Source organism: Psychrobacter sp. AOP31-B2-9 (genome assembly GCF_052378005.1).
Classification (GTDB): Bacteria; Pseudomonadota; Gammaproteobacteria; order Pseudomonadales; family Moraxellaceae; genus Psychrobacter.
Map to the genome: position 1 here is coordinate 21,813 of NZ_JBQSXG010000019.1, position 15,162 is coordinate 36,974.

Sequence of the window (15,162 nt, forward strand, 5' to 3'; positions counted from 1 at the left end):
CTTTATTTTATTGCGTCAACTCTTGCTTTCTTATTATGAGAATATTACGAGCCTTTCTTATAAAAAATAATAAAACAACCATCAATACTACTAGAGCTGCATAAAAAAACGTTTTTTCTGCCATGAACTTCATCATGTTCATAAACAGCACAAATATCACTACCACAGTCACCAACATATTCATTTTTAATTGCTGATTAACTTCAGTCAGAGTGGCACTTGCTAAGACAAATCTACTCTTTTGCTTTTTCATTCTACTTTGCTCATAGTAGGTTGTTTTTGGTCAACAGCTTTTATAATAGCTGATTTTTGTTAAGGCATGTCATCATTTAGATGGTGAGATTTACAGTATCAAACACTGCCAATAAACGACATACCCTAAGCTCCTATATCTGACCTTACTTACCCACTTGGGTAATCGGGATGCGCAATGCTTTAGGCAGACTGAACGTCACATTCTCCTCAATACCTGACAACTCGCTAGGTAAATCACCACCCCAATCTTGTAGCTGCTGTAGTACTTCTTGAATCAATACTTCAGGCGCTGATGCACCAGCAGTCACACCAATACTCTGCACGCCATCCAACCAACTGCTATCCATTTCACGGGCATTGTCAATCAAGTAAGCGCGACAATCCATACGCTCTGCTAACTCACGCAGACGATTAGAGTTTGATGAATTTGGTGAACCAACGACTAAAACCACTTCACAGCGACTGGCCAAATCTTTTACCGCATCTTGACGGTTTTGAGTGGCGTAGCAAATATCATCTTTACGTGGACCTTGGATACTAGGAAATTTGTCACGTAATGCATCAATGACACGTGCTGTATCATCCATAGACAATGTCGTTTGCGTGACAAAAGCTAAGCGCTCATCGTTTTGCACGGTCAATGCGGCGACATCACTTTCATTTTCGACCAAATGAATATGTCCACCATGACGGCGATTAAAGCGTCCCATGGTGCCCTCGACTTCTGGATGCCCAGCATGACCAATCAGTACCGCATCCATGCCCTCTTGTGCAAACTTGGCCACTTCAATATGTACTTTAGTGACCAAAGGACATGTCGCATCAAATACCGTCAAATCACGACGTTCTGCCTCATCTTCGACCGCCTTTGATACTCCATGGGCGGAAAAAATGACGATTGAACCATCCGGCACTTCGTCAAGCTCTTCAACGAAGACGGCACCACGATTGGCCAAGTCAGAGACGACAAATTTGTTATGTACCACTTCATGGCGGACATAAATAGGTGGTTCAAAGCGTGTCAATGCTTCGTTTACAATCGCAATCGCTCGATCCACACCAGCACAAAACCCACGTGGATTGGCAAGATAAATTTGCATAAAAGGGCCTATCATTAGATAATTTATAGTTAAAGCTTATTTTAAAGGCTTCAATTCAAACATTGGGACGAATTTATTATGCTACTTTAGCATAATTTTCTTTCATTACTCTTGAAAATAGTAGTGTACTAAAGGCAGTAATATGTACATCGCTGATACGCCAATAACACGTTGCAAGAGTGGCTTTACGTAAAATAAAAACCATCAAAGCAGTTTATAATGACATATTCATTATGGTTTTCATTGCCTTGTATGATGGCGATTTTTCTTTTTACCAGTCTTTAATTTCTATCAGAACACATTCCATTAGGACAAATTGTATGACAGGTTCATTGTTTATTATTACCGCAGCCTCCGGTACAGGTAAAACCTCACTGGTAAAGCAATTACTTGCCACCACCAATGACTTAACCGTCAGCGTCTCACACACAACACGTTCACCGCGTCCTGGCGAGATTGACGGTCATCATTATCACTTTACTGATATAAACACGTTCAAAAATGCTATTGATGAAGGCAGTTTTTTAGAGCATGCCGAAGTTTTTGGTAACTATTACGGTACTTCCGAACAAAGCGTACGTTCACAACTAGAGGCAGGCGTTGATGTCATTTTAGAGATTGACTGGCAAGGTGCATTACAAGTCAAAGAAATATTTACAGAAGCAACAATGGTTTTTATTCTACCGCCAAGTATTGCCACTTTGCGTCAACGCTTATCAACTCGTGCACAAGATAGTATAGAGGTTATTGAGCAGCGTTTGGCAGGTTCAGTCAATGAGATGTCACAGTATGTGAACGCTGATTTTGTAATTATTAATGACAACTTTGAAGTGGCTCTGACAGAATTAAAAGCTATCATCGTGGCTGATAGACAAACTTTAAAACGTCAACAGCAGCGCTATCATCGTACTATTAGCAACTTACTCGGTAATAAAACAGATGCAAAAAGCGAGCACTAGAATCAAATTATCTGCTAATTGAACGCATCGAGATAAAAAGCAACTACGCGCTTGAGCAAAAAATGCTATAATGTCTAGCTATTCCCCTTTTATATTTTTGATATTATTTTTATTGAGTAGCGGGCAAGGTCCGTCACTAATAAAAACAACTGAGGTAGCTATTTATGGCACGAGTGACGATTGAAGATTGTTTGGATAATGTTGATAATCGCTTTGAGCTGATTTTAGTGGCAAGCAAGCGTGCACGTCAATTGGCCAAAGGTATCGCTGAGCCAATGGTTGACGTTGATAACGACAAGCCTACTGTATTGGCATTACGTGAAATTGCGGCTGGTAAAATCACTCGCGATATCATCAATCAGCCAGAGCACAACTTTGCGACCAGTTCACTAGATTTAGCGCTATCAGGCGATCATAGCTTTTAATGAATGACTTGCTAAGATAAGGTATAGTGATAACATCTTAATAATAAAAACCACAGCATAGTCTGTGGTTTTTATTATTATAACGATAGCATTTGGGCTGTTTTAATCATGATTGATACTTCACAATCTCACATTCGCCTAGAATTTATAAATTTTTATCATCCCGACTCGCTTAGCAGTTGACATTGAATGTGATTTACGATTAATTAGAGGATTACTCATTCATTTTCAGCTTTTTCTCAAAATTTTTAGTATTCCAGCACTCACTCAGTCACCATTTACCTCGATAGACAGTCAGGCAGATAGGTAATGAAAAACAGGATCGTTACTTTATGAGTCAAACCTTACCCAAACTCAGTCATCACCTAGTCGATGACGCTCAATACAACTTGCTACGTTCAGTAGGTTATCTCACTGCTAATGAACGCTGTGACATTATTGATGCCTGTGAGTTCGGTGACATTGCGCATATTAAAGACAAGCGCAAATCAGGGGAACCTTATATCACTCACCCGATTGCAGTCGCTGAGATACTGGCAGGTTTTCGCTTAGATCGAGACACTATCATTGCCGCAATTTTGCATGATACCGTCGAAGATACTGAAGTGAGCGACGAACAACTTGAGGAGCGCTATGGCAAAGTAGTGGCAAGATTGGTCGATGGTGTGACCAAGCTAAAATCATCCTCACACAATAAACAACAAAATAAAGCCGCCACTTTTCATAAGATTTTGACAGCCACACTTGCTGATCCGCGTGTGCTAATCATCAAGCTTGCTGATCGCTTACATAATATGTCTACACTTGATGCGGTACGTCCCGAAAAGCAGCGTGCCACTGCACAAGAAACATTGGACTTTTATGTGCCATTTGCGCGTTTAATGGGTCTCAACGACATTGCTGACTATATTGAGGTACTTTGTTATCGAAATCTTGACTCTGACATGTACAACAAACTGTCTGATAAATTACTGCAGCATGGTCTAGGACGTAACTTTCAGAGAGAAGCCATTCATCGCTACTTGAGTATTGTGCTCAATAATTTAGGATTGAATGGACTGGTCACTGTCTTGGACAATCGCGTGGTGATATACCGTCAGTTTTTCCGCAATCGTGGAGAAATCAATGCTCTACTACGTCATTATGCTTTTGAAATTGTCTTAGATAATGTCGATGCTTGTGACAAGCTGGCTTATTATTTGATCAAAAAGTATCAGATTGATGATACACATATTGCTGATAATATTCGTCGGCCGCTACCCGGCGGAAATCAATCGCTGACGCTAATCTATGAGCGTGATAACGATGTGGTCAAAGTAACTATTTTAACCAAGCAAATGCAGAGCGCAGCAAGGCTTGGCGTTATTGGTGCAGAGCACGCCTCCGATGTCAGTCAATCCGTCATTCAAGCCTCCTTGCGTAATATGAAAGACTTGGTCGATGAAGACAATTTAAATGAACAGAGCCCCGATTTTTCCGCAGCCGTCGCTACGATTAATGAGCTCATGGATTACCTACATTCCAGCAAAATAATCTGTTATAGCCCAAAAGGCCGCGCCTATGAACTACCACAAGGTGCAACCGCGCTAGATTTCGCTTATGCCGTCGGACCTATGGTAGGTAATGTAGCCATTGGCGCTAATATAGAAGGTAAAACAGCCAAACTCGGTACAGTCGTAAAAAATGGGCAGCTTGTCGAAATTGAAGTTGATAAACACTCAGAACCCAAAGCAGAGTGGCTAGGTTTTGTGGTGACCAATAAAGCTCGCGAAGAGATTTTGCGATGGTTTAAAGACCTATCTGCTGCAGACAAAAAACTTCACGGTCAGCAAGCATTAGCTAGAGCGCTAAGAACCTATCAAAAAAACCTAGATGATCTAACAGAAAGTGACTGGAAAAACCTAACAGAATGGCGTGGACTAACAGAAAAAGACGCACTGTTTGAACAAATAAGCTCCGGTACACTACTACCACAGCTCATCGTGACTCGCTTATTCAGTGATGAAGTACGTGACTTGCAAGCACGGGAACATAGCGAGGACATGACCCAACCACAGCAGTTAATCGTTAACACATCTGGAGTAGAACTAGACTTTGCCAACTGTTGCCACCCCATTTATGGCGACCCTATCGTCGGTCACCTATCACGTCATGGCTTGGTCGTACATCGACACAAATGCTTCTCCTTAGATGAGATTCGCAAAGACAATCCTTATCAGGTAATTCAGCTACGCTGGCGCAGTGATGAAGCAGTCAAACAAGGCAGCCCAGATGAATACGATATAAAAAACACTGGAAAAATTCGCTTTCATGCTTATTTGAAGCTATCTATCGCCCTCAGCGACGAACAAATCACTGAAGTTATTTATCATTTACGTCAGTTGAATATGGGTATTGAAGCCGTCGATGTCCGAAGTAGTGATACCATCATTCATATCATTGTCCGTAGTCGCAATCATTTAGCACAGGGTATTCGAGAGCTACGTTCATTACTTGGTTTTCCGAATATCATGCGTCTGTATCAACTATAGTAATCACCATGATCTATCATCAATAACCACTTAATAAAATGATTAATATTTGATGTGGCAATTTTAGAAAACGTAAAAATAATGATAAACTGACTCACTTAATTGTTGATACAAAAAATTGATGCATACCATCATTTGCATAGGTAAGTTTGGATTTTACTAAATGATGATATGCAACTATCTACCAAACCAGAAAAGTATAAAAAGGAAAAAAACATGACTCGTCAAACTATTCAAACTGATAAAGCGCCTGCGGCCGTTGGTACTTATTCTCAAGCGGTAAAAGTCGGCAACACTGTTTATATTTCAGGTCAATTGGGCTTTGATCCTGATACAATGGAGCTAAGAGAAGGCTTTAAAGCACAAGCAGAACAAGTATTTGAAAATATCAAAGCTATCTGTGAAGCTGCTGGTGGCAGTTTAAATGACGTGGTTAAATTCAATGTGTCGTTAACTGATTTGAGTGATTTTGCGGTATTGAACGAAGTATTCGTTGCCAATTTAAGCGAGCCGTATCCTGCTCGTGCTGCCGTCCAAGTAGCAGCATTACCTAAAGGTGGTGTGGTCGAGATTGAGTCTATCTTATACATCGAATAGTAATAGTGAGTGACAGTACTTAGCTTCGAAAGACCTTAAGTACCTAAGCCCATTTTAAAATAAGCCCAAATTAAGCCCAAATATAGTTATTTGGGCTTATTGCTATCATACTTCATCATCTACGCTTCATTACTTATGCTTCATCACTTTCGCTTCGTCATCGCATGTATTTTGCACTTACTTTTACCATTCGCACCAGTATATTATTCAACCATTGATAAGCTATAGGGGTATTCTATGTTGGTACAAGTTGCTCTGCCTGTGCCCCTCTATCGGGTATTTGATTATAGCCTGCCAGCAGATATCCATACGTTACCAAATACCGCACCGACTCCCATGCCACCTCTTGGCAGCCGCGTCGAAGTGTCATTCGGTCGTCAAACTTTAATCGGTATTGTGATTGCTCATATTTCTGAAGCTGATAGCAGCGTGCCCATCAATAAGCTCAAACCTATCAATAGGTGTTTGGATGCTGAACCAATTTTAGATGACAACATGCTCAAGCTCGCCGCTTGGTTATCGCGTTATTACCATTATCCTCTTGGTGATGTTTTCGCGGTTATCTTGCCTACTCTCGTTCGTCAGGGCAAACCATTAGATTTGCTGATTACACATTGGCGGATTTTACCGCATGTCAGTGACGAAGATTTCCGTACCAATGCAAAAAAGCAGAAACAGCAATTTGATATGCTCAAACTGCATGGTGAGCGCGGCGCAAGTGAAGATGTTTTATTACTGGAGGGAATGCAGCGTAGCTTTTTAAAAACATTGGAAGAAAAAGGCCTCATCGAGCGCTATATTGAACCGAAACAAAGCCCTTCACCTGTCAAACTCGCAAAAATGCCGCTTGATCTCAACGATGAGCAACAGCGTGCCGTTGACGCCATTGTCGCTGCCCATAACTCTGAGCGCTATAGCGGATTTTTACTGAACGGCATTACTGGTAGCGGCAAGACTGAAGTATACCTACAGGCGATGCAGGCAGTATTAGAAGCTGGTAAGCAAGTCTTAATTTTAGTGCCAGAGATCGGATTAACACCGCAGACTCGCGCACGTTTTGCCAGTCGGTTCTCAGCACATATTGTGTTGCTGCATTCTGGATTGAACAACACGCATCGCTTACAAGGATGGCAAGATTGCCGCACAGGTCATGCACAAATCATCATCGGCACACGCTCATCACTGTTATATCCATTTGCCAATTTGGGGCTAATCGTCGTCGATGAGGCACATGATGGCTCTTATAAACAGCAAGATACATTGCGTTATCATGCCGCTGACGTTGCACTATACCGAGGGCTACAAGCCAATATCCCTGTAGTGCTTGGTACGGCTACGCCTTCTCTTGAACACTTAAAACTGGTTGATGACGGCAAGCTCCTAGAATGCCAATTACTAACCCGTCCAGGCAATGCCAATCCTGCCACCATGCAACTCATCGATGCTCGCCTACAGAGCACCCATCAGCAAACACAAGACGATGGCGCACGCTATGACACAGGTTTGACCGATACCTTGATTGGCGCGATTCGAGAAACGCTAGAGGCAGGCAATCAGGTCTTAATATTTTTAAACCGTCGCGGCTATGCCCCTGTTTTATTATGCGAAGCCTGCGGCTGGCAGGCAGATTGTCCACGCTGCGATGCGCATTTGACCGTTCATTATAATAGCCAGTCCCAACACAACACTTACGCCGGTAGCTCTTATTTAAAATGCCATCATTGCGACTGGCAGTCCTATATTCCAACAGTGTGCCCTGATTGTGGTAGTCAAAATTTAGATACCAAAGGGATGGGCACGACAAGACTAAGCGAAAACCTACACGCTATTTTTGCCAATCCGCAAACCAGCAAAGAGCTATATCCTATTATTCAAATCGATCGTGATACCACTCGACGTAAAGACAGCTGGGAGAATATCTATCAACGCATCAATGAAGGCAAGCCTGCCATCCTAGTCGGTACGCAAATGGTCGCAAAAGGTCATCACTTTCCTAATGTCACACTCGTTTGTTTGCCTAATGCTGATCGTGGATTTCTATCAGCAGATTTTCGCTCACCTGAGCATACCGCACAGCTTATGATCCAAGTAGCGGGACGCGCTGGACGTGGTGATAAGTCTGGGCAAGTACTGATTCAAACCTTGCAGCCTGATAATGAGCTATTATTAAAGCTGGTAAAAGACGGATACCTATCCTTTGCTCGTGAATTGCTGCAAGAGCGTAAAATGATGGGCTTACCACCTCATACTCATGCCGCATTGATACGCTGTGAAGGCAAAACACTTGCAGCCCCCACCCAAGCGCTCAAAGATGCGATTAGCATTCTACCAAATGCACACAGCCTCGCTGTACTGGGTCCGATCGATGCACCAATGAGTAAAAAGAACAGCCGCTATCATGTTCAGTTACTACTGTTAGCCAAAGAGCGCAGGCAACTACACTATGTATTAAACCAATGGTGGCAACCAGTGCTTGCCTTGCCCAGTGCCAAGTACCTTAAACTAACTTTGGATATCGACCCTGTCGGTTGGTAACCTCAGCGTCTTGCATTTATACAAATCACAGCCTGCTGTTTTCGATAAATAGTATCTGACCTGCATTATTGTACCTCGTCGTTACAGTTTCTAATACCCGACTATGTTAGATTCATAAATGATCGCTTGATGTATCTTGCAAGAATTTATTATTTACTTTTTATAAAGTCTATTCGCAAAAATACTAAACTGATATTCGTTACTTAATCTAAATTAAAGCAAGCTTGAGTATTGTTGTTATGAATCAAAAAAATTCAAACCCTAAACAAGACAATCATTCTCATCAGAGTGATACTGTTAATGTGTCTAATCATCTGCATAAAAATGATGAAAGCAGCTACATTCATGACCATCAAGCCACTCAAAATCACGGTCATGATAGGCACTTAGAGCGAACAACAGCCCCGCGAGACACTAAAGGTTATCAACGCACCTTACTGTTCAGCTTTATCATTATCACTGGCTATATGTTTATTGAAGCAATCGGTGGCTGGCTGACTGGCAGTTTGGCGCTATTATCTGATGCTGGTCACATGCTCAGTGACGCCGTGGCACTTGGTGCCACTTTGATGGCATTTAAGATTGGTGAAAAAGCAGCTACTCACCAAAAGACGTTTGGCTATAAGCGCTTTGAGATTTTAGTCGCGACAGTCAATGGTGCGACGCTGGTCATGATTGCGCTAATGATTTTTTATGAAGCGATTAAACGTTTCAATTCACCGCCTGAAATTGCTACCCAAGGCATGCTTATCGTGGCCACTATCGGTATGCTAGTCAATATTTTGGTCGCTTGGATGATGCATCGCGGCAGTCGCGATGGAGATACGCATGGTCAAAGTCACAGTGGTAGTCACGAGGATAGTCAAGGGAAAAATGAGGGAAAAGAACCAGTCAACCTTAATATGCAAAGTGCTTACCTGCATGTATTAAGTGACTTAATGGGTTCAGTTGCCGCTATTGTTGCGGCGCTTTTAATGATGAGCTTTGGCTGGGTTTGGGCGGATGCAGTGGCCTCAGTGATTGTCGCCATACTGATTTTATTTAGTGGTTACCGCGTTGTGCGTGATTCCGTACATATTTTGATGGAAGGCACGCCAGAAGGCATATCCTTGGTGGATGTCGAAGAAAAACTACTTGCCCATCCGCAAGTGCAAAAAGTCCATGATTTGCATATTTGGAGTATTACCAGTGGTCTAAATGCCTTATCTTGTCACGTTGTTGTCGATGGCGAGATGAATATTCATGAATCAAGCATATTGATTGCCAATTTAGAACAAAGCTTGCTCACGCTTGGTATTCATCATGCGACCATACAGGTAGAAAGCGCATCGCACCCTCAGACTGAGGCACATAGCGATGCGCTGGTCTGCGATATCTCAGAACAACAAACAAATAATAACAGTCACATTGGTCACAATCATTAAGCATGAGACATTGAAAATCAGACATTCAACATTGAAAATACTATCCTTCATTTAAATATCCATTTAAACGTCGCCTATGATTGGCGATGTTTTATCAAGTGACGGCAATAATAACGCCGTATGCACTAAATTAGTCAAAGCGCTGTTATTAACCGGATACCTAACCCCAATTCTAAGAACGTCATTAGAATACAAAAATCTCATGCATCAGTCATGATAGGTGTCAAATAAGCGGGGGCCATATTTTACGCATGCAGCAACCAAAATCCCACTGCTAGCGCCATTCCTGCCACGATCATTCTTAATATTATTTCACCACATACTTTCAATCAGTCACGCCATTTATGACGGGTAGCGAAGGACGATTGTTCATCAGAAACACTCCTAAGCAGTGAGTCTCGATAATTCATTCAACGCTGTCTATTGAGAGGTATATCAACCACTCAAAGTAAGTAACTATGGATAAATGAACAGACTGTGTCTTGAATCAATTTATATCACACTGGCTTTTTTCATTGTAATAGCTTGTTAAAAATGATGGAAAATTCAGCCACGCCGCCATATTTTTAATATAAATTCTGTATACTTAGGACTTAAAGACCCTACTCATAACCAATTGATGACCTTTTGCCATGTCGAGACGCTCAGCTCCTTTCGTTGCTCCAAGCTACATTGATGACCCTATCTCAGCAGAGGGTAAAAAGCATGCCAAAGTATTGCTATCAACACTGCAAGAAGACATTGCCAGCTTTCGAGATGAGCAGTTTCCACCTGATGTTTTGCGCCAAATTCGTGATATGCCTATTTATGAAGGCAACTTGGCAGAAGTACAGGCTTACGAGCAACGCTGGCACAACTTGATTGACCGTGCCATGGCATTTTATCCTGCAGCCAACTTACCGCCAGACTATCTACCGCTACCAGCTAGCCTTGAGATACCCCAGTTTATCTATCATGTTCAGAGATTACACCTGACCAAGACCCGTGCCAAAGAATCTAAAAGCTTTGGCTCAGTCGGAGCTCTGACTGATAAGTGCGGTGATTATAGCGCTGAAGAAGTCGCACGTATGTCCGCCGTGTTTGACAGCGATGATGAGGCACGCTTAGTGGCACATCGTGAGTTTATTGATTTGCGTGCTTATGTATTTTGCCGCGACAGTAAAGGTGAGATGCTAGAGCCTGAACGGGTACGCTTTTATCGTACTGGTCTCATCGTCCATGCTCTACCTGACTTTAAAATAGTCGATAGCAGACAGACTCCGCGTAAGCGCCGTAATGACGCTTATAACAATCCACTTGCCGATAATGGTATTTGGAAGATTTATCGTAAAAAATAACATACGTTAACGCCATATCGTTTTTACTATAACCACTTTATATTGTTTTTTTATTATCACACCTTCTTATTACCACTACTTAAGGATATCAAATGCTCGCTGCCGCCGCCGGCTCACCAAATTTAATGTTACAAGCTACAATCTTCTTAGGAGCCGCCCTGCTCTTTGTACCCCTTGGTAAACGATTTGGTATTGCGACGGTCTTAGGTTATCTCATTACAGGTCTCATATTAGGCCCCAGTGGCTTAGATGTAGCGGGTGATGCTGAGAGCTTATTACACTTTTCTGAGTTTGGTGTGGTTATGCTGCTATTTATCATTGGTCTTGAGCTTCAACCCTCACGACTATGGGCATTACGGCGCTCTATATTTGTACTTGGTGGATTGCAAGTCGGCCTAACTGGCTCACTTCTGATGTTACTTTTGCATCAGTTTTTTTCCTTACAGCTAGACACTGCTTTTATTGTCGGATTTGGTCTGGCTCTCTCTTCTACTGCTTTTGTACTGCAGATATTAACTGAAAAACAGCAGCTTGCAAGCACGCATGGTCGAGAAGCCTTCACTATCTTATTATTCCAAGATATTGCCGTTATCCCCTTATTAGCCGTCATTCCTTTTTTATCAGGAGTGCGTGAACAAAGCTACGACTTGATTTATTTTGGTAAAGTATTTGCCGTATTTGCTGGGCTGATTTTTGCTAGTCGCTATGTTGTTCGACCCTTCTTTAAATTTGTGGCATCAAGTGGTGCATCAGAACTACTAACTGCAGTCGCTCTATTTATTGTGATGGGTGTGTCTATTTTAATGGGTCAAATCGGGCTATCGATGGCATTAGGTGCATTCTTAACGGGTGTCTTGTTAGCAGATTCCGAATATCGTCACGAACTAGAAGCCAGTATTGAACCTTTCAAAGGACTTTTATTGGGCTTGTTTTTTATGTCGGTTGGTATGCTGACCGATGTCAACCTCATTTTAGCCAAGCCAGTCTTTATTATCGGCTGTGCAGTGGCATTAATATTTATCAAGTTTGGTGTTATTACCTTAATTGCAAAAGTATTAGGCAATCGCTGGCCAACCAGCTTTAGGCTAGGTGTGACACTCGCACAAGGGGGTGAATTTGCTTTTGTCTTATTCAGTGTCGCCACTGCACAAAATGTCCTGCGTCCTGAGCTTGCCAACACCCTAAACCTGATTGTTACCATCTCAATGGCGCTCACACCACTGGCATTTTTATTATTAGAAAAAATCGGTGAGCCCTTATTTGCCAAGAGCAAACCAAACCGCGAATACGATACGATTCCAGATCATGAGCATCAAGTCATTATTGCCGGTTTTGGCCGTGTCGGTCAGATCATCGGTCGTGTACTACGGATGCATGATATTGAATTCACCGCTATTGAACGCTCTGCAAACCGAGTAGACTTCGTCCGTAAGTTCGGTAACCAAGTTTACTATGGTGACCCAAAGAATCCTGAAATCTTACGCGCCGCTGGCATCCAAAAAGCACGTGTGTTTATTCTCGCTATCGATGATCTAGAACGCTCTATCACTACCGCTCAATACTTACGCAAAAACTATCCAGATATAATTATCTTGGCACGAGCGCGTGATCGCCAGCATTATTATCGCTTACGTGAAGTGGGTGTGCGCCATATTTGGCGTGAGACTTATTTGTCTTCTTTAGATATGTCACGTGAATCACTACAACTACTTGGTATCTCTCCAGAAAAAGCACGCGAGACAGTGCAAACGTTCCGCGACTATGATGATGACTTGATTGAACGTCAGCAAGCCATTTATGATGATGAAGCCAGCATGATTGAATCGGCACAATCAGCCATGGCAGAGCTTGAAAGCTTATTTGATGAAGACATTGGTAAAGCACGAAAAATGGACTTAACTGACTTTTATGACGCATTAAAGAGCCAAGCAACACCAGTCGATGAAAAAGATGATATCGTAACAGACGCTAAAAAATAATAGCGTGAAGCCCTAGTCAGGCAAGCAGCTTGGCGGGGCTTTCTGGCTGTTCAGCGACGTCATACAGCTCCAATTTTCGCTGTCTGGTACATGGTAAAACACCAATGTCTGATCATTCAGATAGCGTATCGGAAACTTGATGTTCTGGATCGTCGCAATCACGGCACAATCTGTTTCTACTCCAGCAGTCGTGGTATTAATATCAATACTTACTTGCTCAGTTTCCATATCCAAAGGCAAATCAACCGGACATTCTCCTGTTTTCTGATAGAGCAATGCTACACGATTTTGTGTCGTTTTAACCGTGTCATAAGCATCAAATACCACTTCATTCGCTTTTGGCTTAGCGACAATCGGTAAAAACTGCACCTTAATCACCATCAAGGTAAAAGCAAAAAAACCAAACCCCAAACCTAAACCAAACAAACTCACGCCACCCTCTCGTCTCAGGTGTGATTTCTGAGCAGCTTCATCTCTCGGATAATCCTCGATAGCATCCGCAATCTCACGTCGGGCCATTCGATAATAATAAGCATCCGTCCAACGTGCGACCATAAATGACCAAAATATCCAGATAATTGCAGCAATACCGATACGCGTAGCCATTTGATAAGCATTGGGAATATAAGACATTGCCACAAACTCAAAAGCCACCAATACCAATGCAACATTAAGCTGAATAAAAGACCAACCTGCCACACTATATACAATGGCATCCATATATCGTTTACGGTAGAGTAGCCACGGAAACGTCATAAAAAATGCTGCCCAGTGCCACTTTGGTGACAGATAGCCTTGCTTATCAAACTGCTCAAAGCGTTTCAAATAATAGTGCTGGCTACGATGACCAATAAACCATTTATCGAGTTGTTGACGCTTAGCAGAAGACAGCTTGTCCTGATAAAACGGTGGTGGCGAATCTGTCTCAATAAATAACATAGTGATAAGCCTTACTTGCTATAAATAAAAAATAAAATCAATTAGGGCATACTTGATCGTTCGACCATGGCAGTACCTATTTGTGAATAGTCAACACGCCCTAGAACTATTATATGATAATGCTAAAACCTGCGCATAAAACAATAAAACGGTAGCAAAATAGTGTACTCAATCGTCTAGATATGTACACTTGATTAAAAGAGTATTGTCCGTTCACAGGCGTATCGATTTAACTTATAATGAGCGTACCTCACCCATTCTATTAAGCCTTGTCAAACCTATGAGTCAACATCCTAATATGAACGATAACATCGATAGTACCAATACTACTGATGATACAGTAGCCTCTAGTACCAATACTGAAGAAAGCAAACATATTCGTATCGTCAATACGTTTATGAAACGACGTACGCACATGAATAAAAACGCCGAATTGGCACTGACCGATCCAGCATTTGCTGAATATTTGGTCAATAACAGTTTTGGTGATGGCGATCTAGAAGGTATCCATAACCTAAGAACGCTATTCACTGATAGCCCTAATGGTAGTGACGCACCACTTACTCTAGAGATTGGTTTTGGGCTCGGCGATTCATTTATAGAAATGGCAGCAGCAGAGCCCACTCGCAATTTTGTGGGCGTTGAAGTACATGAACCTGGTATTGGTAAATGCGCTTATATGGCAGGTACTCAAAACTTACATAATGTTAAAATCATTAACGGTGATGCCATTCAATTGCTCAAGCAGTTACCAGAAAACCATATCGATCGTATTCAGCTTTATTTCCCTGACCCATGGCAAAAAAAGCGCCACTATAAACGCCGCTTTGTCAGCCCTGAGCGCATGGCGATTGTCACGCGTAGCTTAAAACAAGGTGGTTGGTTCCATACAGCGACAGACTGGGAACATTATGCTTTTTGGATGGTTGAAGTATTAGATGCGTTTTCGGGGTTAACCAATCAAGCTGGTGCAGGTAACTTTACTGACCGCCCTGACTTTCGTCCAATGACCAAATTTGAGCGTCGAGGTCTAGAGCGTGGACATGGCGTATGGGATTTAATCTATATCAAAGACTAGGGA

The 15,162-nt window shown here is 42.2% G+C and carries 12 protein-coding genes; 9 read left to right on the forward strand and 3 right to left on the reverse strand.

The genetic code is table 11. The annotated features are described in order from the left end of the window. Window positions 1-7 precede the first annotated feature (7 nt). Together ACT3SX_RS03990 and ispH are read right to left on the reverse strand one after the other, a co-directional pair. Complete coding sequence (locus tag ACT3SX_RS03990; protein ID WP_192518978.1) at window positions 8-253, reverse strand: hypothetical protein; 246 nt, start codon at window positions 251-253, stop codon at window positions 8-10. A gap of 145 nt (window positions 254-398) precedes the next feature. Then, window positions 399-1,355, reverse strand: a complete 957-nt coding sequence (ispH, locus tag ACT3SX_RS03995; RefSeq protein WP_192518977.1) for a 4-hydroxy-3-methylbut-2-enyl diphosphate reductase — start codon at window positions 1,353-1,355, stop codon at window positions 399-401. Window positions 1,356-1,675: 320 nt separating this feature from the next. On the opposite strand from ispH, the gene gmk reads away from it, so the two are divergent. From gmk to ACT3SX_RS04035, 8 genes are all read left to right on the forward strand, one after another. Next, window positions 1,676-2,314: a guanylate kinase gene (gene gmk, locus ACT3SX_RS04000; protein ID WP_192518976.1), complete on the forward strand. Its 639-nt coding sequence runs from the start codon at window positions 1,676-1,678 to the stop codon at window positions 2,312-2,314. 164 nt (window positions 2,315-2,478) lie between these two features. Further along, window positions 2,479-2,739 carry a DNA-directed RNA polymerase subunit omega gene (gene rpoZ / locus ACT3SX_RS04005; protein ID WP_192518975.1) on the forward strand — a complete coding sequence of 87 codons (261 nt, stop codon included), beginning with the start codon at window positions 2,479-2,481 and terminating at the stop codon, window positions 2,737-2,739. Between the two features lie 332 nt (window positions 2,740-3,071). Then, entirely contained in the window at window positions 3,072-5,270 is a 2,199-nt protein-coding gene (locus ACT3SX_RS04010) for a RelA/SpoT family protein (protein WP_192518974.1), read from the forward strand. A 216-nt stretch (window positions 5,271-5,486) separates the two neighbouring features. Further along, on the forward strand, window positions 5,487-5,867 hold the full coding sequence (locus ACT3SX_RS04015; protein ID WP_057761400.1) for a RidA family protein: 381 nt from the start codon (window positions 5,487-5,489) through the stop codon (window positions 5,865-5,867). A gap of 237 nt (window positions 5,868-6,104) precedes the next feature. After that, complete coding sequence (locus ACT3SX_RS04020; protein ID WP_192518973.1) at window positions 6,105-8,402, forward strand: primosomal protein N'; 2,298 nt, start codon at window positions 6,105-6,107, stop codon at window positions 8,400-8,402. Between the two features lie 239 nt (window positions 8,403-8,641). Beyond that, the gene (locus tag ACT3SX_RS04025) at window positions 8,642-9,826 is read left to right on the forward strand and encodes a cation diffusion facilitator family transporter (RefSeq protein ID WP_192991918.1); all 1,185 of its coding nucleotides are present in this window, start codon (window positions 8,642-8,644) and stop codon (window positions 9,824-9,826) included. A gap of 632 nt (window positions 9,827-10,458) precedes the next feature. After that, window positions 10,459-11,163 carry a hypothetical protein gene (locus ACT3SX_RS04030; RefSeq protein ID WP_192991919.1) on the forward strand — a complete coding sequence of 235 codons (705 nt, stop codon included), beginning with the start codon at window positions 10,459-10,461 and terminating at the stop codon, window positions 11,161-11,163. Window positions 11,164-11,255: 92 nt separating this feature from the next. Further along, a complete protein-coding gene (locus ACT3SX_RS04035) occupies window positions 11,256-13,142 on the forward strand; it encodes a monovalent cation:proton antiporter-2 (CPA2) family protein (RefSeq protein ID WP_192519757.1) in 1,887 nt (628 codons plus the stop codon). A gap of 12 nt (window positions 13,143-13,154) precedes the next feature. Here the strand turns inward: ACT3SX_RS04035 and ACT3SX_RS04040 are convergent, their stop codons facing one another. Then, entirely contained in the window at window positions 13,155-14,081 is a 927-nt protein-coding gene (locus tag ACT3SX_RS04040; RefSeq protein ID WP_192519758.1) for a DUF2628 domain-containing protein, read from the reverse strand. 280 nt (window positions 14,082-14,361) lie between these two features. On the opposite strand from ACT3SX_RS04040, the gene trmB reads away from it, so the two are divergent. Further along, window positions 14,362-15,159: a tRNA (guanosine(46)-N7)-methyltransferase TrmB gene (gene trmB / locus ACT3SX_RS04045; protein ID WP_192519766.1), complete on the forward strand. Its 798-nt coding sequence runs from the start codon at window positions 14,362-14,364 to the stop codon at window positions 15,157-15,159. Window positions 15,160-15,162: the final 3 nt, after the last annotated feature.